The organism is Streptomyces sp. NPDC002838 (genome assembly GCF_040295365.1).
Lineage (GTDB): Bacteria > Actinomycetota > Actinomycetes > Streptomycetales > Streptomycetaceae > Streptomyces.
The window spans coordinates 1-21,938 of sequence record NZ_JBEOVF010000003.1 but is presented as its reverse complement, the minus strand read 5'-3'; the positions used below and the strand labels follow the sequence as shown (position 1 = coordinate 21,938).

General features: G+C 69.2%; 22 protein-coding genes. 6 read left to right on the top strand and 16 right to left on the bottom strand.

Going from position 1 to position 21,938, the window contains the following annotated elements:
- Window positions 1-31: 31 nt before the first annotated feature.
- Window positions 32-520, bottom strand: coding sequence for a DUF2000 family protein (locus tag ABT063_RS04950; RefSeq protein ID WP_351055739.1), 489 nt, complete (start codon window positions 518-520; stop codon window positions 32-34).
- Between the two features lie 49 nt (window positions 521-569).
- Between ABT063_RS04950 and ABT063_RS04945 the strand changes: the two genes are divergently transcribed.
- Window positions 570-1,514 (top strand): helix-turn-helix domain-containing protein, encoded by a 945-nt coding sequence (locus ABT063_RS04945; protein WP_351055738.1) that lies wholly within the window; start codon window positions 570-572, stop codon window positions 1,512-1,514.
- Window positions 1,454-2,071, top strand: coding sequence for a class I SAM-dependent methyltransferase (locus ABT063_RS04940; RefSeq protein ID WP_351056136.1), 618 nt, complete (start codon window positions 1,454-1,456; stop codon window positions 2,069-2,071). Before ABT063_RS04945 ends, ABT063_RS04940 begins: the two co-directional genes overlap by 61 nt.
- Here ABT063_RS04940 and ABT063_RS04935 read toward each other — a convergent pair.
- The 3 genes from ABT063_RS04935 to mshA all read right to left on the bottom strand — a co-directional run bounded on the left by ABT063_RS04935 (window position 2,053) and on the right by mshA (window position 4,803).
- Entirely contained in the window at window positions 2,053-2,859 is an 807-nt protein-coding gene (locus ABT063_RS04935; RefSeq protein WP_351055737.1) for a hypothetical protein, read from the bottom strand. The genes ABT063_RS04940 and ABT063_RS04935 overlap by 19 nt on opposite strands.
- Window positions 2,860-2,933: 74 nt before the next feature.
- Entirely contained in the window at window positions 2,934-3,434 is a 501-nt protein-coding gene (locus ABT063_RS04930) for a type III secretion system chaperone family protein (protein ID WP_351055736.1), read from the bottom strand.
- Window positions 3,427-4,803: a D-inositol-3-phosphate glycosyltransferase gene (gene mshA, locus ABT063_RS04925; protein WP_351055735.1), complete on the bottom strand. Its 1,377-nt coding sequence runs from the start codon at window positions 4,801-4,803 to the stop codon at window positions 3,427-3,429. Before mshA ends, ABT063_RS04930 begins: the two co-directional genes overlap by 8 nt.
- 223 nt (window positions 4,804-5,026) lie before the next feature.
- On the opposite strand from mshA, the gene ABT063_RS04920 reads away from it, so the two are divergent.
- The 3 genes from ABT063_RS04920 (at window position 5,027) to ABT063_RS04910 (ending at window position 8,808) form a co-directional block, all read left to right on the top strand.
- Window positions 5,027-5,839: a class I SAM-dependent methyltransferase gene (locus tag ABT063_RS04920; protein ID WP_351055734.1), complete on the top strand. Its 813-nt coding sequence runs from the start codon at window positions 5,027-5,029 to the stop codon at window positions 5,837-5,839.
- Window positions 5,840-6,052: 213 nt separating this feature from the next.
- On the top strand, window positions 6,053-7,126 hold the full coding sequence (locus ABT063_RS04915; RefSeq protein ID WP_351055733.1) for a C40 family peptidase: 1,074 nt from the start codon (window positions 6,053-6,055) through the stop codon (window positions 7,124-7,126).
- 332 nt (window positions 7,127-7,458) lie between these two features.
- Window positions 7,459-8,808, top strand: coding sequence for a PP2C family protein-serine/threonine phosphatase (locus ABT063_RS04910; protein WP_351055732.1), 1,350 nt, complete (start codon window positions 7,459-7,461; stop codon window positions 8,806-8,808).
- Window positions 8,809-8,869: 61 nt separating this feature from the next.
- Here ABT063_RS04910 and ABT063_RS04905 read toward each other — a convergent pair whose 3' ends face one another.
- The 5 genes from ABT063_RS04905 to ABT063_RS04885 all read right to left on the bottom strand — a co-directional run bounded on the left by ABT063_RS04905 (window position 8,870) and on the right by ABT063_RS04885 (window position 12,230).
- Window positions 8,870-9,205, bottom strand: coding sequence for a DUF2516 family protein (locus tag ABT063_RS04905; RefSeq protein ID WP_373559184.1), 336 nt, complete (start codon window positions 9,203-9,205; stop codon window positions 8,870-8,872).
- 123 nt (window positions 9,206-9,328) lie between these two features.
- Entirely contained in the window at window positions 9,329-9,979 is a 651-nt protein-coding gene (locus ABT063_RS04900) for a hypothetical protein (RefSeq protein WP_351055731.1), read from the bottom strand.
- Between the two features lie 77 nt (window positions 9,980-10,056).
- Window positions 10,057-10,578, bottom strand: coding sequence for a helix-turn-helix domain-containing protein (locus tag ABT063_RS04895; RefSeq protein WP_351055730.1), 522 nt, complete (start codon window positions 10,576-10,578; stop codon window positions 10,057-10,059).
- Window positions 10,579-10,737: 159 nt separating this feature from the next.
- A complete protein-coding gene (locus ABT063_RS04890) occupies window positions 10,738-11,640 on the bottom strand; it encodes an AbiTii domain-containing protein (RefSeq protein ID WP_351055729.1) in 903 nt (300 codons plus the stop codon).
- 416 nt (window positions 11,641-12,056) lie between these two features.
- Complete coding sequence (locus ABT063_RS04885) at window positions 12,057-12,230, bottom strand: hypothetical protein (protein ID WP_351055728.1); 174 nt, start codon at window positions 12,228-12,230, stop codon at window positions 12,057-12,059.
- Window positions 12,231-12,413: 183 nt separating this feature from the next.
- On the opposite strand from ABT063_RS04885, the gene ABT063_RS04880 reads away from it, so the two are divergent.
- Window positions 12,414-14,546 (top strand): tetratricopeptide repeat protein, encoded by a 2,133-nt coding sequence (locus tag ABT063_RS04880; RefSeq protein ID WP_351055727.1) that lies wholly within the window; start codon window positions 12,414-12,416, stop codon window positions 14,544-14,546.
- 20 nt (window positions 14,547-14,566) lie between these two features.
- Here ABT063_RS04880 and ABT063_RS04875 read toward each other — a convergent pair whose 3' ends face one another.
- The 7 genes from ABT063_RS04875 to ABT063_RS04845 form a co-directional block, all read right to left on the bottom strand.
- Window positions 14,567-14,659: a helix-turn-helix domain-containing protein gene (locus ABT063_RS04875; protein WP_351056135.1), complete on the bottom strand. Its 93-nt coding sequence runs from the start codon at window positions 14,657-14,659 to the stop codon at window positions 14,567-14,569.
- A 229-nt stretch (window positions 14,660-14,888) separates the two neighbouring features.
- Complete coding sequence (locus ABT063_RS04870) at window positions 14,889-15,518, bottom strand: class I SAM-dependent methyltransferase (RefSeq protein ID WP_351055726.1); 630 nt, start codon at window positions 15,516-15,518, stop codon at window positions 14,889-14,891.
- A 268-nt stretch (window positions 15,519-15,786) separates the two neighbouring features.
- Window positions 15,787-16,017 (bottom strand): hypothetical protein, encoded by a 231-nt coding sequence (locus ABT063_RS04865; protein ID WP_351055725.1) that lies wholly within the window; start codon window positions 16,015-16,017, stop codon window positions 15,787-15,789.
- The gene (locus ABT063_RS04860; protein WP_351055724.1) at window positions 16,014-16,955 is read right to left on the bottom strand and encodes a TniQ family protein; all 942 of its coding nucleotides are present in this window, start codon (window positions 16,953-16,955) and stop codon (window positions 16,014-16,016) included. The genes ABT063_RS04865 and ABT063_RS04860 overlap by 4 nt, the downstream gene beginning before the upstream one ends.
- A complete protein-coding gene (locus tag ABT063_RS04855) occupies window positions 16,933-18,192 on the bottom strand; it encodes an AAA family ATPase (RefSeq protein WP_351055723.1) in 1,260 nt (419 codons plus the stop codon). The genes ABT063_RS04860 and ABT063_RS04855 overlap by 23 nt, the downstream gene beginning before the upstream one ends.
- Window positions 18,170-20,422, bottom strand: a complete 2,253-nt coding sequence (locus tag ABT063_RS04850) for a transposase (protein WP_351055722.1) — start codon at window positions 20,420-20,422, stop codon at window positions 18,170-18,172. Before ABT063_RS04850 ends, ABT063_RS04855 begins: the two co-directional genes overlap by 23 nt.
- Window positions 20,422-21,075, bottom strand: a complete 654-nt coding sequence (locus ABT063_RS04845; RefSeq protein WP_351055721.1) for a TnsA-like heteromeric transposase endonuclease subunit — start codon at window positions 21,073-21,075, stop codon at window positions 20,422-20,424. The genes ABT063_RS04850 and ABT063_RS04845 overlap by 1 nt, the downstream gene beginning before the upstream one ends.
- Window positions 21,076-21,938: the final 863 nt, after the last annotated feature.

Sequence of the window (21,938 nt, the reverse complement as noted above, 5' to 3'; positions counted from 1 at the left end):
TGCTGAGCCCGATGAAGCGCACCCGCTGACCTCACGGATGCATCCGAGCCCCCTTCATCACCTTGTCCACCGCGTTCCGCGGCCCGTACACCGCGATCCCCACCAGGTCCAGCTCCCCCGTCCCCACAGCCCGCACCGCCGCCCGGTTGTCCCGGTCGTTGCCCGTCGAGAACAGGTCGCTCGTGAAGACCGCGCGTGGCAGGGAGCGGGAGAGCACGCGCGCGTGGGCCGCCGTCAGCGTCTCCTTCGTGCCCTCGAAGACCAGCACCGGCTGCCGGAACATCGGCATATAGGCCACCCCGTCGGCGTCCTCGTACGGCTGCCCGATCACCTCGGGGGCCGTGGAACCCAGGCCACTGACGAGGAACGCGGTGACGTTCAGGCGCTGCCACGGCTCCAGGTCCTCGCGCAGCAGGACGGCGATCTTGGTGTCGAAGCGGATCGGTTCGGTGTTGTCGGCGTTGTCGGCGGTTTCGGCGGTTTCGGCGGTTTCGGCGGTTTCGGCGGTTTCGGCGTTCATGCCTCGAGACTGCCGGTCGCCCTACGACACCGTCTTGTACGTTCTTTGCATGGCCGCCCTGCAGGAAGTCACCGCGTGGCGCCCCCGGGTCCCGGGCGTCACCGAGGTCTTCCACGCCCACTTCACCGAGTACGCGTACCCGATGCACGTCCACGAGGCCTGGACGCTGCTCATCGTCGACGACGGCGCCGTACGGTACGACCTCGACCGGCACGAGCACGGCACCCCGCACGACTCGGTCTCCCTCCTCCCGCCGCACGTCCCGCACAACGGCTCCCCCGCCACCCCGCACGGCTTCCGCAAGCGTGTCCTGTACCTGGACGGCTCCCGGCTGGGCGAGGACCTGATCGGCCCGGCGGTGGACTCCCCCGATCTCCGCGACCCCGCACTGCGCCTGCGCGTCGGCCAGTTGCACGCCGCCCTCGCGCGGCCCGGCGACGAGCTGGAGGCGGACAGCCGGCTGACCCTCATCGGTGAGCGGCTGCGCGCGCGGCTGCGGCCCAAGGACAAGGACGTGGCGGGCACCCGCCGCCCCGACCCCGCCCTCGCCGGCCGGCTGCGCGAACTCCTCGACGAGCGCGTGGTGCAGGGCCTCACCCTCGATGAGGCGACCGGGCTGCTCCACGCCCATCGCACCCATCTCGTACGGGCGTTCAGCACCGCGTACGGCATCGCCCCGCACCAGTACCTGATGTCCCGCCGCGTCGACCGCGCCCGCCGGCTGCTGCTCGACGGGCGGCCGCCGGGGGAGGTCGCGGCGGTGACCGGCTTCTACGACCAGTCCCATCTCACCCGTCAATTCCGGAAGTTGGTGGGGGTGACGCCGGGGCGATATGCCCGGACGGGTGCGGGAGATCACCGTAGGCTCCGGGCATGGACTGGCACGAGTGGCACGACGCGTACGAAACTCCCGACTCCTGGCTCAGCCGACGCCTGGCCCTCGTCCAGGAGCGCATCCGGCTCGCCCTCGACGACGCCCCGCCGGGACCGCTGAGAGCCGTCAGCCTCTGCGCCGGGCAGGGCCGGGACCTGATCGGCGTGCTCGCGGAGCACGCGCGGGGCGGCGACGTCCGTGCCCGGCTGGTCGAGTTGGACGAGCGCAACGTGGCAGTCGCCCGGCGTGCGGCCGAGGCAGCCGGGCTGTCGGGCGTCGAAGTCGTCGCCGGAGATGCCTCGTTGACCGACCACTACGCCGATCTGGTGCCCGCCGACCTGGTCCTGGTGTGCGGCACGCTCGGCAACATCGCCGACGCCGACGTCGAACGCACCCTCGACCACTGCACCCAGCTGTGCCGTGCGGGCGGCACGGTCGTGTGGACGCGCAACCGCAAGGCTCCGGACCTCGTCCCGCAGGTGTGCGCCTGGCTGGAGGAACGCGGATTCGAGCGCCTGTGGGTGTCCGATCCCACGCTCACGCAGGCCGTCGGGGCCCACCGGTTCACCGGCGAACCCCGGCCGCTCGCGCGCGGAGAGCGCATGTTCACCTTCGTCGGCTACGACGCCCTGCGCCGAGGCCCGGCAGGCGAGTCTCGTCAGGTGACGTCGACGTAGTCGCCCTTAGCCGTCGCGCCGCCCGTCGTCGAGGTCGCGCCGAAGGTCCAGCGCCAGTAGCCGTCGGCGGAGGCGGTGACCGTGGTCTTCAGGTAACCGGTGGAGCTCGCCCGCACGTACTTGACCGTCGTGTAGGTGCTCGTGCCCGCCTTGCGGAACTGGAGCTTGGCCAGCTTGTTGCCGTAACCGACGTACGCGTGCTTCACCCAGTCCGCGCGCGTGGCCTTGCCCGTCACGGTGATCGTCCTGCCCTTGGCGACCGGCTCGGGGGAGGCGTTCACGGTGGCCCGCGCCGCGCGCTTGACCTGCACGCTGCCGAAGCCGGTCAGGTACTCCTCGGCCTTGATCCTGGTGTCCGACTCGTCCCACAGCCGCGCGGCGACGGCGATCTTCCAGGTCGTGGCGTCGTTGTTGGAGTCCAGGGTGTAGCGCGGGTCGATGTACAGCTCGCCGTCGGCGTCCGCCGAGGTCGGGCTGTCGTCGTACAACGTGACGCTGCCCATGTAGATGCCGCCGTGGTCCGCGCCGGCCGCGGCCGTGGTGCCGTGGTACAGGTACGGGAACGCGTCGATGGTGGTGGGCGTGTAGCCCGAGGGCCAGGTCACGCGGAAGCTGACGCTGGGGAACTTCTCCTCGCTGATGCCCACGACGACGGGCTTGCCGTTGTTCACGACCATCTTGGTCACCGTGATGCCGGTGTCCGCCGCCTCCGCGGCCGGCGCGGTGAACGCCACGAAGGCGAGCGCTCCCGCGAGCGCGGCCGCGGTGCCGGTTCTGCCTGTGCGCATTGCACAACCTCTTTGCTGGTAGGGCTTGACGGCGATTGAGACCGCGGTGAGCCCACAGAGGTTGTACGGAGGCGCTACTCCTGGGAGCGCCGGGTGAGATGTGCGAAGGCGTCCAGGTTGCGCGTCGACTCCCCGCGCGACGTCCGCCACTCGTACTCCCTGCGGATCGCCGACGCGAACCCCAGCTCCAGAAGCGTGTTGAAGCTGCCGTCCGCCGCCTCCAGGACCTGGCCGAGGAGGCGGTCGATCTCGTCGGCGGTGACCGTGGACAGCGGCAGCTTGCCGGTGAGGTAGACGTCGCCGAGGGAGTCTACGGCGTAACTCACGCCGTACAGCTTGAGGTTGCGCTCCAGGAGCCAGCGGTGGACGCCGGACTCGTTCTCGTCGGGGTGGCGGATGACGAAGGCGTTGAGAGACAGGGAGTGACGGCCCACCAGCAAGGACACCGTCGTCGACAGCTTGCGGGTGCCGGGGAGCTTGACGACGTAGTTGCCCGGTGCGGGGCTCTCCCATTCGAGTTCGGCGTCCTTCAGCACGCCTTCGACGACCTGTGCTGCCTTCCGTGCGTCAGCCATGGTGGGAGCGTACGTGACGCCGGTGCCACTGGGCCGCCGCCGCGTAGACGTCCGCCGTGGCGGCGGCCGCGGTGTCCCAGCCGAAGGACTGTGCGTGCCGGGCGGCGGCCGCGCCCATCCGCGCCGAGAGCGCGGGGGCGTCGGCGAAATCGCGCAGCACGCTCGCGTAGTCGGCGGGATCGTGTCCGCGTACGAGGAACCCGGTCTGTCCGTCGCGCACGGCCACCGGCAGCCCGCCCACCGCGGCCGCGAGCACCGGCGTGCCGGCCGCCTGCGCCTCGATGGCGACCAGGCCGAAGGACTCGCTGTAGGAGGGCACGACCAGCACGGACGCGGCCCGGAACCAATCGGCGAGCTGCTCCTGGCCGACGGGCGGCTGGAACCGTACGACATCGGCGATGCCCAGGCGCGCGGCCAGCTTCTGCAGACCCTCCGGCTTGGCGAGGCCGCTGCCGGAGGGGCCGCCGACGACGGGGACGAGAATGCGGGAGCGCAGGTCGGGGCGCTGGTCGAGGAGGAGGGCGACCGCGCGCAGCAGCACGTCCGGGGCCTTCAGGGGCTGGATGCGGCCGGCGAAGAGCGGGATCAGGGCGTCCTGCGGGAGGCCGAGGCGGGCGCGGGCGGCGGCGCGGGCGGCGGGCACGTCATCGGCCCGAAGCCGGTCGGAGGCCTGGGGGAAGGGGCGGAAGCGGTCGAGGTTCACGCCGGGGTGCACTACGGCGACCTTGGCGGGGTCGGCGGCGTAGTGCCGGACGAGTTCGCCGGCCTCCTCGGCCGTGTTGGCGATCAGCCGGTCGGCGGCGGCGACGATCTGGGTCTCGCCGATGACGCGGGCGGCCGGCTCGGGCGTGTCGCCGTCCGCGAGGTTGGCGTTCTTGACCTTGGCCATGGTGTGCATGGCGTGCACCAGGGGGGCGCCCCAGCGCTGGGCGGCGAGCCAGCCGACGTGGCCGGAGAGCCAGTAGTGCGAGTGGACCAGGTCGTAGTAGCCGGGGCGGTGGCCGGCCCAGGCCTGCATCACGCCGTGTGTGAAGGCGCACAGCTGGGCGGGGAGCTCCTCCTTGGCGAGGCCCTCGTAGGGGCCGGCGTCGACGTGCCGGACGAGGACGCCCGGGGCGAGCTCCACGGTCGGCGGGAGGGCGGCGGTCGTGGACCGGGTGAAGATCTCCACCTCGATGTTGATCGCGGCGAGGCGCTGCGCGAGCTCCACGATGTAGACGTTCATGCCTCCGGCGTCGCCGGTGCCGGGCTGGTGGAGCGGTGAGGTGTGCACGGACAGCATGGCGACGCGGCGGGGGCGACGGTGCAGCCGCAGTCGTGAGGGGGCCGCCGGAGAGCGACGCCCGAGCCTGCTGACGTAGTGGCTCACGTGGCGTTCCTCCTTGCTGCGGGCATGCCGTACAGAGGGTGCGGGGCCCTCCGAGGGAGGCAACGCCGGAAGGATGCATTCCCATTCCGGGCGTGGCGGTTTTTGCCGAGGCATTACCCCGGGTCGCTCAACCGTTCGAGGGCGGGGTGCGTCAGGAATGCGGCGGGAGCCATGACACAGAGGCCGCCCAGGGACCGCCCAGGAGCCGCTTACCCTCGTACGCATGACATCCCGCGCAGCCACCCGCCCCGTGGGAACGGTGACGCGCGGGACGACCAACCCCAACCGCCTGCGCCGCATGGACCGCTGGATCGCGGCCGCGCGCGGCGCCGAACTGCGCCGCGCCGCCGATCCCGTCGCCGTCGACCTCGGCTACGGCGCCGCCCCCTGGACGGCCGTCGAACTGCTCGCCCGCCTCCGTACCGTCGCCCCACGCGCGCGCGTGGTCGGCGTCGAGATCGAACCGGCCCGGGTCGCGGCGGCGCGGCCGTACGAGCGCGACGGGCTCCTCTTCCGGCACGGCGGCTTCGAGATCCCGCTCCCCCAGCGACCCCACCTCATCCGTGCCGCCAATGTGCTGCGCCAGTACGACGAGGACGAGGTCGCCGCCGTATGGGAGCGGCTGTGTGCCCGCCTGGCCCCGGCCACCCGGGACTCACCCGGCGGACTGCTCGTCGAGGGGACCTGCGACGAGATCGGACGCCGGCACGTGTGGGTCGCGCTCGGGCCGGAGGGACCGCGCACGGTCACCTTCGCGGCCCGGCTGGGGTCCCTGGAGCGACCCTCGGACCTCGCCGAGCGCCTGCCGAAGGCGCTCATCCACCGCAACATCCCCGGCGAGCCGGTACACGCCTTCCTCCGCGACTTCGACCGCGCCTGGGCGGCCGCCGCGCCCTACGCCTCGTACGGCGCCCGCCAGCGCTGGATCCGGGCGGTGCGGGACCTGGCGGCCGACTGGCCGGTGACGGACGGGCCGGCGCGGTGGCGCCAGGGCGAAGTGACGGTGGCGTGGGAGGCGTTGGCGCCGCTCCGCTGAACCCGATCCCGCGGATACCTCCTGAGCTGCGGGGAACGATCTCCCTGAGTCGTTCGTCACAAAGGCGGGGAGATCGTCTTGCCGGGGGTGGAAAGGGGGGAAGCACCGACTCCGTCGTCGTGCGCGTGGACCTCTGTCGTTTTGCGCGTATTCATGGCACGATCCCCCAGGCGCCGTAAGTTACTGACGGTTAATCAGGTTGGGGGCACAGGTATGGGTACGGGCAAGCGTGGCCTGATCGCGGCGGCCGTGACCGTGGTCTGCGCGGTCACCGTGCTGGCGGCTCCGGGCACGGCGTTCGCGAGTCCCAGCCCGGCACCGACACCGAGCGCCTCCCCGACCCCCTTGCCCAACAAGGACCTTGAGGCCGTACGCCTGAAGCTCGACAAGCTCTACCGCGAGGCCGCCGCCGCCACGGACGCGTACAACGCCGCCGAGGAGAAGGCCGAGAAGCAGTCGGCCGAGATCGTGCAGCTGGCGAAGAAGATCGTCAAGGGCCAGGAGAAGCTGGACGAGTTGAAGGAACGCGCGGGAGCCGCCGCCCGCGCCCAGTACCGCAGCGGCGGGCTGCCGGACGAGGCGCAGCTGATGCTCAGCGACAACCCGCGGCAGTTCCTCGACGGCGCCGGCCGGGTACTCCAGGGCGAGCGCGCCACCAAGGCCCTGATCGGCCAGATGACCCGAACCCAGCAGGACTTGGAGCTGTACGCCAAGGACGCCTCCGCCCAGTGGAAAGAGCTGGAGGCGGGCCGCAAGGCCAAGGCGGCGGCCCAGAAGCAGATCGAGAAGCAGATCGCGGCGGCCGAGAAGCTCGAGTCCCAGCTGGAGAAGGAGGACAAGGAGCGCCTCGCCCGGCTGGAGGAGGAGGCCGCCCTCAAGGCCCAGACCGCCTGGCTCGACTCCGGCGTCATCGACGACATCGGCGGTGAGGCGACGGCGGCGGGCAAGAAGGCGGTGGAGTACGCCACGGCCCAGATCGGCAAGCCGTACGGATGGGGCGAGGAGGGACCGAAGGCGTACGACTGCTCCGGACTGACCTCGCAGGCCTGGGCGAGCGCCGGGACGGCCATCCCGCGTACGTCGCAGGAGCAGTGGAAGCAGTTGAAGCGGATCGATGTCCAGGACATGCGCCCCGGAGACCTGATCATCTACTTCGAGGACGCCAGTCACGTCGCGATGTACATCGGCGACGGGGCGATGGTGCACGCCCCACGGCCGAAGCGGACGGTGACGATCGCCGGGGCGGGGTCCATGCCGATCCTCGCGGTGGTACGGCCGGAGGTGTGAGCCCGGCGACCGCGTAAGCGGGTAAGCCCGGCAAGCAGGGCGGCAAGAGGGGTAAGCCGGGCAATCCGGACGGCTCCCGTGACCGCCGCCACGTGACCTGGCCCACGCCCAAACCCCTGCCAAACCCCCGGCGGACGTGAGCTTCGTCATCCCCCGCCCGCTACCGTCCTGTCCAACTGCGGTACGGATCGCGGCATATGACAGCGGCCTGCGTCCAGGCGACGTGCCTCACACCATTCCGTTGCGGCGCCGACAACCGCTATGGTCCCCGTCGGTAGGTCGAGGTCCCTCGCCCTGCCGTGCCCTCGGGGGGAGGGAAGGAACCCAAGACGATGCCCGTACCCATACCGCGGCAGAGAGGGATCCCGGCCGTGGAGAGTGGTCAGGCGCAGCCCGCGTCCTCAGGCACCGGCTCCTCCAGGGAAGAGTCCCCGCGCACGGAGGGCCCGGCCGGAAGCACCACGGCCGGGAACACCGGCAACACACCCAAGAGCGCCACCGCGACCGCCACCACGAACCTGACGCTGCTGGTGATCGAGGACGACCCGGGCGGCTCCACGGTCGTGCCCGAGCTGCTGGACTCGGCCGGCAAGCCGATCCGCGTCCGCACCGCCCGCAACCTCACCGAGGCCGAGCGGCTGCTCACCGACGACGTCCACTGCATCCTGCTGGACCTCGCGCTGCCCGCCCCGGGCCGGGCCGATGACGACGACGAGCTGGCCGTACTGAAGCACGTACTTCAGCTCGCGCCCCGGCACGCCGTCCTCGCCCTCACCGCCTCCGGCGACGCCGAGCGCGGCGCCGACGCGGTGCGGGTGGGTGCCCAGGACTACCTGTTCCGGGACGAGCTGGACGGACGGCTGCTGAGCCGGGCGATCCGGTACGCGGTCGAGCGGAAACGCTCCGACACGGCCGAGCGGCGGCTCGCCGAAGGCCGGATGCGCGCCCAGGAGAACCGCCGCCTGGAACGCGGCCTGCTGCCCACACCGCTGCTCGATGGCTCCCCGCTCCGCTTCGCCGCCCGCTACCGTCCCGGCCGCTCGCGCGCCCTGCTCGGCGGCGACTTCTACGACACCGTCCGCACCCCGGACGGCACGGTCCACGCCATGATCGGCGACGTCTGCGGCCACGGCCCGGACGAGGCGGCGCTCGGCGTGGAGCTGCGCATCGCCTGGCGCGCGCTGACCCTGGCGGGGCTGTGCGGCGACGAACTCCTCGGCACGCTCCAGCAGGTCCTCGAGCACGAGCGCTCCGACGACGAGATCTTCGCGACCCTGTGCACGGTGGACATCTCCCCCGACGGCCGCCGCGCGGGCCTGTGCCTGGCCGGGCACCCGTCCCCGCTGCTCGCCCGCCCGGGCCTGCCGGTCCAGCTGCTGCCGTACGACAACAACGGCCCCGCCCTCGGCCTGCTGCCGGGCGCCCGCTGGCCGCGGATGCAGGTGGAGCTGGGCGCCGAGTGGAGCCTGATGCTGTACACCGACGGCCTGATCGAGGGCCGCGTCGGCAAGGGCGGCGAGCGGCTGGGTCAGGACGGCATGATGGCCATGGTCAGCCGCCAGCTCTCCGAGGGTCTGCGCGGCGAGGAGTTGCTGCGGGCCGCGGTGAACGAGGTCCGCGAACTCAACGGCGGCGAGCTGACGGACGACGTGGCGGTCGTGCTGCTGGACCGCGAGGGTTAGCTGTCAGAACGCAGCGACAGCGGCCGTAGGCTGCACCGCTGTGTGTCGCGCGTCCAGGGGGTCACCGACCGCCGTTGTACGGCCCGTACGGACCGTCGCTGCTCGAACCGCCGCGTCGGCCGCCACCGCCCCCGCCGGACACCTGCCGGATGGCGGGCCGGACATCGACGAAGAAGACGATCGTGGCGATGAGCCCGGCGATCTGCAGGAAGAGGAAGGGAACCACGAGGTTCACCACGACCGTGATGCCCAGGATGATCAGCCAGAACATCTTGTTCTGCTTGTCAGCGGCGCGATACGCGTCCTCGCGCGCCATAGCGGCCATGACCAGCGCCACCACCGCGAGCACCAGCATGGCCAGGTAGAGCAGCGACATGAAGCCGCCGAATGCCGTCATCAGCACTATTGCCCACCGCCCGGGTCGAGTCGTCTTACGGCCACCGTACCCGTAGAACGGGCCGGGCACCCCAAAGGTGCCCGGCCCGTTGCGTACTACGGTGTACTGCTCGCCGTCCGGGACCTACTTCGCCGGAGGCGTCGTCTTCTTGGCGGTGGTCTTCTTGGCCGGGGCCTTCTTCGCCGCGGTCTTCTTGGCGGGCTCGGCCTTGGCCTCGGCGGGCTTCGGCTCCTCCTTGACCTGGACCGGCTGCGGCTTCGGCTCGGTCTTCGGCTCGACGGCGACGGCCAGTTCCTCGATCTCCTCGGCGGCCTCGCCACGCCAGGTCTTCACGGTCTGCTCGCCGTGCTCGGCGACCTTCTCGTAGGTCTCGCGGGCCTTGACCGCGTACTCGGCGGCGACGCCGACACCGCGCAGGGCGAAGTCCTGGGCGCTCTCGCCGAACTTCTTCAGGTCCGCGTCGATCGTGCTGCCGAGCTTCTTGAAGTCACCGTCGAGGGTGGTGATGAACTCGCCGACCTTGGCCTGGATGGTCTCCTGCGCCTCCTTGGCCTTGGCGCCGGCCTCCTTGGCGCGCGCCTGGGCCTTCTCCTGGACGGCCTTGGGGTCGGTGTTGCGGACGGCGTCGATACGGGCCGGGGCCTCGGCGCGCAGCTGTTCCACCAGACTGGGCACCTTCTTGGCCTGCTGCAGGGCCAGGTCGGCGGTGCCGGCGGCGAAGTAGAGCGGGGTCGGGTCGCTGAAGGTCTTGCGCAGGTCGTCGGTGATGGCCATGGTGAGGGTCCTCCCGGATTCACGTTCGGCTGAGGGTTTTGTGGTCCGCAGTCGGGCGGTCGGCGCCCTGGTCCGGTCTAACCGGCCGCCTGCTGCGGGTCGGCGTCGCTGTCGCCGGTCGTGCGGGTGCCGTCCACGGCGTTGGCTCTGTCCTGAGCGTCCTGGGCGTCCTTGGCATCCTGCGCACCGTCGCTCTTCGCGGCCTGCGCGACCTGCCCGTCCGCACCGGACGTCTCGTCGCCGTCGATCCCGAATCCGTTCTCCTTGCGGAAGGACTCGTAGATCTGGAGCAGCACCTGCTTCTGCCGCTCGTTCAGCGTGGGATCGGCGAGTATGACGGCACGCGTCTCCACCTCGTCCAGGTCCCGCTCGGCGTCGAGGATTCCGGCGCGCACGTACAAGGTCTCGGCGGAGATCCGCAGCGCCTTGGCGACCTGCTGCAACACCTCCGCGCTCGGCTTGCGCAGCCCGCGCTCGATCTGGCTCAGATACGGATTGGACACCCCGGCGGCATCGGCGAGCTGCCTGAGCGACAGCTGCGCGTTGCGCCGCTGCTCGCGCAGGTACTCACCGAGATTGCCGACGTTGAGCGTTGCCATGCCTCCACCTTGCACCACCGCTGCTAACTATTGCAAGCACCCGCTTGCAAAAGTGCGCCACGCCACGCGCGGGACCACCTGTGACTTCACGCGATAGGTGTCACTTTCCAGCGATTCTTGTCACCAGTGGTCCCGCACATGTCAGGCGGGCAACCGGAATCAGGAGTCGCCGTGCTCGGGCGCCGCGCTCAGGGTCAGGATCTCGCCGAGGGCGATGTAGGTCTGCAGGAAGATGAAGCGGGCCTCGTCGATGGTGACCTCAGCGTGAGTGCCTGCGGAGCACCGGGCGTAGAGATCGGACAAGGTCCGACGTAGCCGGTCCCTGCGACTCTTGGACGCCCCACATGCGTGGGTGTGGGCCTGGAGCCGATTCAGCACCTGCTGCGGCCCGACCTTCAGGTCGACCTCGTCCCCGATCTTGTACAACTCGTCCCGGGCCGGGAACAGGTAATCCGCGGAGGAATCGATCAGCCGACGGCAGGTGGTGAGGGCCTGGCTGACAGACTCGCGGTCCCCGTCCCGGAGGCGGTCAGAGATGCGCTCGATCTTTTCGAGCGCAGTCCCGCTCGCCGCCGCCAACGCCCCGTCGACCCTCTCCTGGGTGTTTGCGAACAGACTCGCCTGGAGCTCGCTGAACAGGAGCTCGTGGTAGATCTCGGTGATCATGTCGTAGACGGTCGCGACAACTTGCCCGCAGATCCCGGCCCACGTGCCGAAAACGGCCGAGGACTGGAGGATCCGTTCGTCGTGGCGGCGCGAGGCAAGTAGGGCATTGTCGCCCGAATAGTTGCCCCCGCCGCGCATGGCGTCGATGGCCTGCTGGGCAGACTCGACCTGCGCCTCCACTTTCGCGATCGAGCCGGTGTGGAAGGTCTTCTTCTCCTTGTCGGCCCACCGGCCCGCTCGTCCGATCCAAGGCCTGACGGAACCGTCGATCGGGTATCCGTTGCGCTCGAATCCGAGGAACTCCGTCAACTCGGTGTGGCCGACCAGCCGGGCGAGCCGGCTGGCCTTCAGGACGACCTCGGACGCCTTCAACCGCTTGAGCTCGATGTCGGCCAAGAGCTCATCCGCAACGCGGATCGCTTCTTCCTGTCGCCCCACTACTGACCGCCCGTCTGCTCGAACTCTGCTGCGCTGCAGTCGTACCACGCGGGTCGGACATGTCTGTGCCGATTATTTCGGCGACCACGACAGCCTTCGCATCGTGGCCACCCACCACCAGGTTCACGGGCTGTCGTTAACGAACGGGTCACGAGCCGCAGATGCCGTTGATCATTTGTTGCTTTCGGCGGCGTTGACCTGGGTTGTCCGGCAGTATGCGTGTTCGTGGGCGACTGCCGGTGGGGATGGATGAGCTGGTTGAGCACTGGACGGTACTCGACGAGTTGGAGCTCGTGGCGGGCAAGCGGAGTGCGACGATGCTCGCCACCGGCGCCCCACCTGGAGGGGCGCCCGGTGACGAGGCTGATGGGCCGTCATCTACGGCTGCCGCGTACGGCACGGATCACCTCGGCGACAGCCTTCAGCACCGTGGCGCGGTCACGCGAGGCTGTGCCCTTCACCACGACGATGACGATCAGCACAGCCGCGGCAGCGGCGACGAGCGCGATGGCTACGGGCACCAGGGTGGCCCAGGCGGTGATGTTCATGGCATTCCCTCCCTTCGTGCAGCCATCGGATGGGCCGCACGAGGAACATCACAGCCGACCGCCCCGCAGGGCTGAAGCTTTACCGGACCGGACAGATACCAGCATCAAAAGCCCAGTTCACAGGAGTGCTGAGCTGGCCGTCGGACGGATCCGACGGATCCGCAGGACCGGGGAGGGTGTGCGGTGAGCAAGAGGACGGACCTGAGTACCGGACGAGAGATCTTGCGTTCGGAACTGCGCAAGCTGGAGGCCAACGCGCTTCAGGGCCGGGACCGCACGGACGCCATCGCCGAGGCTGGCCGTCGGCTCCAGCAGTCCCTCTCGCCAACCACCGTCGGCGGCTGGTTCGAAAGGGGCGCCCCGGCCAAGGACTTCAAGACCCTGTGGACCCTGGTCGAGGTCCTGCTGGAATGGTCCGGGCAACCTCGACCCGACACACTCACCGGACCGGACCGCGCCAAAGCGACAGGGCAGTGGGTGAGCACGAAGGAACTGTGGAAGAAGCGGTGGGAACAGGCCAGAACACCTCAGCCCGTCACCGCCGTACCACCTGGTACCCGGGCGGTAAGCCGCTACGTCGGCCGACCCATTGCCGAGTTCGACGATCGGCTCGTTCTGAACGACCTGGAGGTACACCCGGCCCTCGACGGCGGCGCCGCAGTCGGCAGGATCAGCGCACTACCCGCCTACGTCAGACGTGAGTTCGACACTCGGCTGGGCTCGCTGGTGGCCGCCGCCGCGAACGGGCAGAGCGGCATCGCGGTACTGGTCGGCGGGTCTTCCACGGGCAAGACCCGGGCCTGCTGGGAAGCGGTCAAGAACCTGCCGGACGGATGGCGGTTGTGGCATCCGATCGAGCCCGATCAGCCGACAGCCGTGATCAGGAACCTGGAACTGGTGGCGCCGCAGACCGTGGTGTGGCTCAACGATGCCCAGCACTACCTCCTTGACCGTGACCACAGCGCGCAGGTCGCCTCCGGCCTCCGTGAGCTGCTGAACGACCCCGAACGCGGCCCGGTGCTGATCCTGGGCACCACTTGGCCCGAGCACTGGGACACGCTCACCGATGTCCCCAGGACTAGGCCCGTACCACCAGACCCGTACGTGCAGGCCCGCCAACTGGTCTCGAACAAGAGCATCACCGTCCCCGAGGCCTTCACTGTTGAGGAACTCACGACTGCACAGTCCACCACCTGCGACCCCCGTCTGGCCGAAGCTCTTCAGCACGCGGAGCAAGGGCAGGTCACCCAGTACCTGGCAGGCGTCCCCGCCCTGATCGAGCGCTACAACAACGCATCCCCAGGTGCAAAGGCGCTGATCGAGGCCGCGATGGACGTGCGCAGCCTTGGTCACGGCCTCGCCCTGCCCCTGGCTCTGCTGGAGGCCGCCGCCGAGGGCTATCTCACCGAGACGCAGTGGGACCTGCTGGAGGACGACTGGCTCGAACGGTCCCTCGCCTATGTCGCCTGCCCGGTGCGCGGCACTCGCGGCCCGCTGACCCGTATCCGGCCGCGACGCGGCCACCCCGCCTTCGCGCAACCCCACTACCGTCTCGCCGACTACCTCGAACAACACGGCCGGCACAGCAGCACCGTTCCCCCGGTTCCCGGAGCCCGTGACGCTCTCGTCGTTCCGGTTCCGGCTCATACATGGGACGTTCTGATTGACCACGGCACTCCGTCGGGCCGTGCATCACTCGCCCGCGCAGCCCACGCCCGTGGTCTCTTCCGCATCGCCATGCGCCTGTACCAGGGCGCCGTCGAGGCTGGTGCCACCCGTGCTCTGAGACCGGCGGCCGACATCCTGCGCATGGCCGACCGGGAGGAAGAAGCGATCGCTTGGTATCAGCGCGGCGCCGAAACTGGTGACCTTCTCGCTCTGGGATGGGCAGTCCTGTTGCTGACCAGACGCGGTATGACAGACGAGGCCTTGACATGCCATCGGCTTGCTTCCGAGGCGAGCGATTCCGCCCCCTTGGGGATGAACGCTCTGCTGGAGAAGATGCAGCAGATTGAGGACGCCGATGCCTGGGTCCAACGCAACGTCGTCGACGGCGCGAGGGTCACCACGCAGTGGGCTCCCCTGATGCTGCGGGACGACTACGCCTGGCTGCTGCAGAGGCCCACACGGATTGCCGAGGCCCTGGAGCGGCTGAGAGCCCATGCTGAAGCTGGTAACACTGGCTCCCTGACCTTGGCCACCGATCTGCTGCACGCGGCCGGGCGTGTGGACGAGGCGAGAAGACTGAGACGGTACGGGTGGGAGCCGAAAGGATGGATCGCTTCGCCGTGGGAGGCTCCGCCGCCAGGTGATTAAACGGTCGTCACCGTAACGCGTCAGCTATGCACGTCGCTGGACGGTCGGGCCCACTCCAGAACGCGGTACACCGTCGCTCTCGACACAGAGAACAACTCGGCGAGGTCGGCGATGGGAGTGCTCGCCGGTGGAGTGCTGCGCGACCCTGTGGACCTGCTGCCGAGCCGTCAGCTTGGGCGGTCTGCCCTTGAGCTAGCCACAATGATCAACCGCGGTTGCGGCTGGTGACACGTTCGTCGGCACCCGTTCAGGCTGAGAGTCTTCAGTTTCCGCAATTATCTAGGGTGCTGAGGAGCTGTAAGGCATGTTGACCGAACTAACTCAAGAGTTTTCGCAGGTCAGCTACGGGCGGCGGGCCAGGAAGTGTGTGTCGAGGAAGCCGCGCTCGGACGCTGGGTCGTGGAGCAACCGAGCCACCGCGACGAGCCCGGCCTCGGCCAGCAATTTGGCAAACTGCTCCGCCGGCCAGCTATAGGCGGGCGCCACCTTGTGATCGAAGCGGACCGGTTCCGGCCCCTCGGTCCCGAAGAAGGACACCAGGAGCAGACCCCCTGGTGCCAGAACACGCGCCTGCTCAGCGAGTAGCGCGGGCAGTTCTTCAGGTGGGGTATGGATCATCGAGTAGTGGGCCAGCATTCCACCGAGCGTGCCGTCCTCGACCGGCAGGGCCTCCATTCGCGCTTCGTCGAACCGCAACGCCGGCTGGGCCCGCCGCGCGTGGTCGACCATGGCCGGGGAGAAGTCGATCCCGAAGGCGTCCAGCCCCAAGTCGTGCAGCATGGCCGTCAGATGACCGGGTCCGCACCCGATGTCGGCTACCCGCAAGTTCCCCGTATCACGCACGAGCTCGGCGAAGGTGCCGATCATGTTCCGCGCGAACGGCCGCGTCTCCAACCGGCTAGTGAACATCGACGCATAGATCTCGACGACCCCGTCGTAGGCCGCCCTGGTCTCATCCTGGTGGTCTAACACAGGCAGGAAGCTAACACCCCGCCGACCTCCGGCCCATACCGGCCTTTCCCCTCGGGACTGATCGTCGCGTCACCTGATCACGGGACGCCCCCGGTAGTTCGGAGAAGGAACGTAAGGCAAGTGGACCCTGTGCAGGGCCTCGGACACGGTGACCTCCAGGAGCCTGTCTGAACGAACCGCATACTCCCAAGATCCAGCGGTTCGTTCAGAACACCCGACGGTGCCACCGATCAGCTGACGGCCCGGCGAGTCGCTGGCACCTTGGGGCTCAGGCAGCCTCAGCTCTGGGGATGGCCTCGTCGCGCATCCAATCGAGGAACCGGCGCAGCGCGGGGATCAGTTCTTCGCCAGCGCATTCCCCGCTCGCGAAGACCCATGTTCGGCGGTAGGTCAGATCCGCCGCACCGCTGTCCGTGGGGGACGCCGAGGGCACGCTGAAGGTGTACCGCGCTGGCGCGGTACCGTCTCTGACTACGTCGATGTGGGACTCGGTGATCACCGAAGGGTTGTAGGCGGTCGCGCGGTGGCCGCGTGGGGCCGGGCTTCGGGCCAGGTCATGAAAATCAGGGCGACGACGCCGCGGAGGTCTTGAAAGTATTGTGCCGTGGGGGTCAGCCAGCCGATGCTGCTGACCTGCTCGGGACCCTCCGGGGACAGGAACGACAGGTACTTCTTCTGCAGTGTGAAGAGGACGTCGCGTGATTGATGGTCTCGGGGCATCGGCTCCTCACTCCTGGGAGCTTGGGTGAGGTCGGCTCCGCAGGCTGGGCTCACCGCCCGGGGATTCCCCGGCTTCGGGGTCGCTCGGCATCGGACAGGATGCAGGTCGCTGTCTCGCGGCCGGGCAATCAGGTCGTTGCTGTGGCGATTCTGGGCCAGTTCGCCGCAGAGGTGGCAGTAGCGGCGGAGAAATCGTTCGTGGTGCGGGCAGGAGAAGACCGGCGGAAGCCTCCAGAGCCTGCGCCAGGCGCCGCCGTGACGCTGCTGGATCTCCGAACCGTCTCCGCCGAGACAGTCGGGGCAATACTGGGTCCGCGTGGTCAGGAGCCAGGGGTTGTTGTATTGCAGGCGACTGGTGCCGGAACTGCTCCGGCCGCGAAATTCGGAGCTCAAGGGGCCGTAGCGGGTTCCGAGCGAGGCCAGCAGCAGGCCAACTGTCTCCTGGCGGGAGAGACGGGTGGCGTGGCAGAAAGCGTCAAGGTCGGCTTCGCCGAGATTGATCGCGCAGGAGATCGGGATGCGGATGAGGGTCGTCCTGTCCTTCCGGCTGCTGGGGATCCCCATGCGGAGGATCAGCGGTCCCGGTCCGACGCCCAGCCGGTGCGAAAGCCGCAGCACATAGCCGGGCAGTGACTCATCCTCCAGCGGGTCCAGGCTCCTGGGCAGCGACCGCAAGGAGGACAGGCTGGGCGGCTCAGCCACCGGCCGCGCTTCCACCGCGGTCGTCGTAAACGGTGTTACGTCCCTTCCTGCGGGGCTTCCGGGCAGGGACGGGAACATCCATGGGAACTTCGGGAATCTCCCCGGCTGTTGGGTCACGGTCGGTGAGATTGCCCAGGTTGATCGGGATCGCTGACAGCAGTTCCGGGGTCAGCTCCTCGGCCCCCGACTCGATCGCCTCGGTGCATCCGTCCTCGATCAGCCGTTTGAGGAGCCCGACGATGCCGCGGGTGCGGCGGAACAGGTACTCCGGCATCCCGCCTTCGGTGAGCATCCCTGGCCGGGCCCGGAACAGCCTCAGCCTGTCTTCGATGCCAGCCAGGTGCTGGATGAACGCGGTCATGCCCTCAGCGGTGTCGTAGTCGAACGGATCAAGATCGATCAGGTCGAAACGCCGCTCAGTCTGCGTGGCAGCCGACGGGTTGTAACTCTTCCCCGGCTTAGCCGGCGGGAAGACCCACTGCCCCGTGCGAGGATCGGGGTAGCCGCTCCTCAGCAGCCCCGAACGGGGGATGTCGACACCGATCAACACCAGGGTGACGTTGAGGTCCATCAGCTCCCGGACGAGATCGAGAGTGTCCTGGTCGTCCTCACGGTGGAGCCTGAGTCTGGTGATGTCATCCAGCAGCAAGGCCGTTGTGCGATGGTCCCGCAACGAGTCTCGCACTGCCCGGATCATGCCGTTCAGCGTCTTCGGCAGCGGCGCCCCGTAGAAGTCCAGAACGGCCGCGCACAACCCCTTCGGTGTCGCCCGCACCGGAGTGCGGCAGTAGGCGACGGGGACGAACAGGTCCCGGGTGCCCGGGACCGGACCGGGCAGCAGCTGCCGGTGAAGATCCCGCCACAGCATCTCGAACGTGGCCGCGGCATCGCAGGCCGTTTCCGTCTTGCCCAGGTAACCGCCGCCGCTGACCATCAGCCCGTCGCGAGTGCCCGGCTCGAAGTTCAGCGCGTTGTTCCGCATCCGCCCCCGCATCAGCTTGGTGACCTTCGCGCTCATCGGGGTCTCCAGCAGCCCCATGTTCACGTGCGTCGCGGTCCGGTGCAGGTCATGCAGAGCACGGCGTCTCGGGCTCATCGCCGCGAACTCCTCCGCGGTGAGCCGCGGCGCCGGAATGAAAGTGCTCCGACGTTCCTGCCACTGCCGCCAGCCCTCGACCCTGGTGCGGTCAGGCGGCGGGCCAGCCCGCAGAAAGGGGACAATGCCATTTTCACCCCACGCCTGGTCCGCCATGCCCATCCTCTTCCTCATCATCCTCGGGCAGGAGGAAAAGATCACGCTGCCGGTAGGCCTCACCCAGCGGAGGCGGCGGCGTCGGCCTTTCCTGGACTGCCTGCTCACGGCGGTGCCGCCGGTGGCTATCAATGCTGTCCGCGGCCTGACGCGTCCTGTCCTGCCAGCGCAAGGGAGTGACCACCCCATCCCCGACGGCAACCTTGGCGGGTTCACTCTGCGGCCGGTCAGCTCGCGAAGCGGCGGCCTGGACGACCTCACGGGAGTGCTCAGTCCGCGCCGATTTCGGGAGCCGGGTCGGCCACTGACTCACCGGGACGCGAGAGCCGAGCAACTCCAGAAGGACCGGCAGGAGTTCATCGTCTGTGCGGGGCCTGAGCCCGCAAGCTTGGGCCTTCTTGAGAAGTTCGCGTACGCGTGCGTCACCGAAGGCGGGGGCCTGCCCATCAGGCGGCAGCCCGGTCCAGGCAAGGGGGTGCCAGTCGTGGGTGAGCGGGTCCTGGAAGAACACGCTGCGGCGGTCTCGGGGATCCCTGCGGATGACCCACTGGCCCTTGTGCTGTCCGCCGCGGGTCGAGTGCTGGCCCCGGTAAGGGTCCAGGGCCGGAGCGTCATACCAAAGTCCGCGGATCTTCACTCCGCGCCGAGCATCGATCTTGCGAACGTGGTGGACGGGCAGCAGTTCGTAAAACAGTTCCGCCGAGGGGATCTCCATGGCGAATCCAGCCTGGGCGAACGAGGCAGCGAACAGTGAGTTGGGGCTGTGGTCGCCGCCAGGGTCCCAGCTGGGCGCGTACTGGCCCAGCCGGCGCCGTTGCCAGACTGCAACGATCCAGGTGGCGATCACGTGCTCCATCTCGTCGATTGTCAGCACCGCGTCACCTTCCGGGTCGGCGCCGCGGTCGCCGGGGTCGATGCCGGTGTAGCCGGGCAGCTGCTCGAACAGCAGCGACCTGATCGCGCCGAAGGCCCGCTCGCAGGCGGACTTGTCCGTGGGCCGCAGAACGCGGCTGGGAAGGATGTTGCAGCCGAGCACCCGCTGGGCGTCGACCAGGTGGTGGTTGCGATAGACAGACCCGTGGTCGGTGGTCACGGTCTCCGGCGCGAAGAACGGCAGGCCGGCGACCCTATGCCCGGCGAACTCGGCAACCACCGTGGCGGGCAGGCCCGGATAGGGCCACTCCAGTTCCTCGCCCCAGTCTGCCCGCATCGGCAGGGGCAGCATCACGTCCCGCAGCAGCATCGCGACGTCCACTGACTGGTCGGAGACCAGGGTGAGACGGAAGGCGCAAAGGGAGTGCGTGTGCACGTCCATCGCGAGCGTGAGGTGGCATTTCACCGGATCGCCGAACACGCTCTCGCGGACCATCACGGGCAGCACCGTGGTGTCCAGCGCCACCACCTGGCCGGGCCGATGAACGAGCACGTGCCCGTTCTTCGACGGCAGTTCGGCTGAGCGCGCGTAGCGCTGGCGGGACCGACCCGGCCCGAACCACTCGCGCCAGACCACCCAGAGAGTCTGGTAGCTGGGGACGACGACGTCCCTGTCGGGGAAGGTCTCGCGTACATACTGGTGGATCATGCGCGCCCGGGTCCGCATGGTCACCTTCGACCGGTGCAGGGTCTCCGCGCGGACCGCGAAGATTGCCTCTCGGACCTCCTCGGTAATGCTCGGATGGCCGCCGCTCTCACGCAGCCACCGCTCGTCCGCGCAGCCAATCAGGCCCGCTTCCCGGCGTCGGCGGTCCCAGCGGATCAGGGTCCGGTAGCCGACCCGGTCCAGGCCCAGCAGTTTCGCCTGCTGGCGGTCCATGCCTCCCAGTTCGGCGACCTTCGCCAGGCGGCGGGCGGTCAGCGTCGTGGTGGCCGGGTCGTACTCCGGCTTCGGCTCACCCGGCCCCGGACGCAGCGGGTCGCCGCTGCGGAAGCCGGTCTCCACCTCCAGGAGGTGAGCCAGGCGGAAAGCAGCGAGTTCCCGCCTTCCCGGCTCCAGGTCCTGCACGGTCTTCGGTTGACGGCCCCGGCTGGAGCCCTGAGCCGCAGTCCTGGATGAGGGGCGGCAGTTGGGGTGATTGGCCAGGAACCGGAAGCTCACCGGCTGCCGGGCGCCATCGCCGCGGACCAGGTGGACCCGACCGAGTTCGGGCTCCCGGCGCTCGACCGTCCATTCCCCGCCGTCCAGCACCAGAGCCGCCCCCGGCGAGAGGTCCAGGACTGCCGCCGGCCTCATCACGCCTCCCCAGCGGGGTTAATCACCAAGGACCGGTCACCGAACGGTCGGCTCAGATCGGCTCCCAGGCACCGGTGCCAGAGCAGGTGCAGAAGCTGCGCACGGGCCAGCGGCGGAAACGGGGTGGCGTCCACAAGCTCCCCGAACGTGCCACCCTCGCAGGCCGCGTCCCTGAGCGCCAGCCGCAGCCCGAGCGGGTCGGACAAGGACCGACGCTGAGAGGAGAAGGCATCGACCGCTGCGGCGACATGGTCCCTCCAGCCCGCAGCGACGGTGTAATGCCAGCCGCAGGCCAGCGCGGCCTCGGCAGTCGCGGCGAACGCCTCCAGGTCCTCCGGCGCGATCAGCGCCCGTGGCCGTACGTCGATCAGCCAGACGCCGGTCCGGGTCACCACCAGGAAGTCCGGGATGTGTCCCCTGCGGCCGGTCGCGGTGTCGAACCGCAGCCGCAGGGGCTGCGACAGCACGTCGACGAGGCCAGCCGCGAAGTCGAGGACCAGGAGCAGCCGGGCCTCCTCCAAGCTCTCGGCCCCGTGATGACGGCCGGTGCTGACGAGGAACTGAAGGCTGGGGCGGTGGCGTTGGGCCCGACGCCAGGAGAACCAGCGCATCGGAGTTCCCTCCGCGAGAGGTGTGTGGGCCAAGTCCCGCACAGTGCACGACACCTCGTCGCTCGCTGTCCGCCAGGTCACCGTCCAACGGCGCGTCCACCCCGGCCCGAGGCCGAGGCCGTCACTGCCCGGCGCTACGGACACCGGGACAAGCAAGTCTTCCCACCAGCAGATGTGCGACCACAGACCACCGACCCGAGCCTCAGCCGGGGACGTTGGCTGTACAAGGGAACGCACTCCGTCCACAGCACCACACGACCACCGTCGAGAGCGGCAAGCAGGGCGATCTCCGGATCTGGTGACAACTCGGCCGAGAAACAGCCGGAAGTGACAACTGCCGCATGAATCTGGTGACAGGAGGCGCTGGAAGCGCGAGAGAACACGTCAGGTCAAACGCCATCACCGGTGACACCTAGCGCTGGAAGTCACAACCACCTGAGCCTGAGCACGATAGGTGTCGCATTTGCACGACAACTGCCGTAGGGAGCACGGAACTACGCCAGATCGATCAGGCCGCGAGCACGGAAGTGGGACCTTGGCGGGGCCTGCATAGCGTGCTGCTCAGGTTGAGTGAGCTGCGGAGTCAACTACTGATTTCGGGCTGCCCGACGACGCCCCGCCGTCATGCTCTTCATGCTGGCCATGGGCGGCCTGAAAGGTGCGCCGGAATCCTCGGCCAGGAGCCGGTCGATGTACTGGGCCTGGCCGCCCTCGCGGAAGGGCGGGACGACGCAGCGGCGAGCCTGCTGTTCCCGGTGCCCGCGTAACACCGCGGGCGTTTGACATGAGACGGCCGTGACGCCGGCGACCTGCGAACGGGTCATCGGCGGCCACGCCGGCGCGGGGGGGGGGGGGCGCCCCCCCGGGGGCGCCGAACCCCGCCCCCGTGTGGAAGGGGCCGCGGG

Bases quoted from the DNA above. Each gene is read 5' to 3' on its own strand.
- ABT063_RS04935 (WP_351055737.1), bottom strand. From the start codon at position 2,859: ATGCGCACAGGCAGAACCGGCACCGCGGCCGCGCTCGCGGGAGCGCTC.
- ABT063_RS04900 (WP_351055731.1), bottom strand. From the start codon at position 9,979: ATGGCCATCACCGACGACCTGCGCAAGACCTTCAGCGACCCGACCCCG.
- ABT063_RS04855 (WP_351055723.1), bottom strand. From the start codon at position 18,192: ATGGCGGACCAGGCGTGGGGTGAAAATGGCATTGTCCCCTTTCTGCGG.
- ABT063_RS04950 (WP_351055739.1), bottom strand. From the start codon at position 520: ATGAACGCCGAAACCGCCGAAACCGCCGAAACCGCCGAAACCGCCGAA.
- ABT063_RS04905 (WP_373559184.1), bottom strand. From the start codon at position 9,205: ATGACGGCATTCGGCGGCTTCATGTCGCTGCTCTACCTGGCCATGCTG.
- ABT063_RS04885 (WP_351055728.1), bottom strand. From the start codon at position 12,230: ATGAACATCACCGCCTGGGCCACCCTGGTGCCCGTAGCCATCGCGCTC.
- ABT063_RS04930 (WP_351055736.1), bottom strand. From the start codon at position 3,434: ATGGCTGACGCACGGAAGGCAGCACAGGTCGTCGAAGGCGTGCTGAAG.
- ABT063_RS04945 (WP_351055738.1), top strand. From the start codon at position 570: ATGGCCGCCCTGCAGGAAGTCACCGCGTGGCGCCCCCGGGTCCCGGGC.
- ABT063_RS04850 (WP_351055722.1), bottom strand. From the start codon at position 20,422: ATGAGGCCGGCGGCAGTCCTGGACCTCTCGCCGGGGGCGGCTCTGGTG.
- ABT063_RS04895 (WP_351055730.1), bottom strand. From the start codon at position 10,578: ATGGCAACGCTCAACGTCGGCAATCTCGGTGAGTACCTGCGCGAGCAG.
- ABT063_RS04915 (WP_351055733.1), top strand. From the start codon at position 6,053: ATGGGTACGGGCAAGCGTGGCCTGATCGCGGCGGCCGTGACCGTGGTC.
- ABT063_RS04920 (WP_351055734.1), top strand. From the start codon at position 5,027: ATGACATCCCGCGCAGCCACCCGCCCCGTGGGAACGGTGACGCGCGGG.
- ABT063_RS04910 (WP_351055732.1), top strand. From the start codon at position 7,459: ATGCCCGTACCCATACCGCGGCAGAGAGGGATCCCGGCCGTGGAGAGT.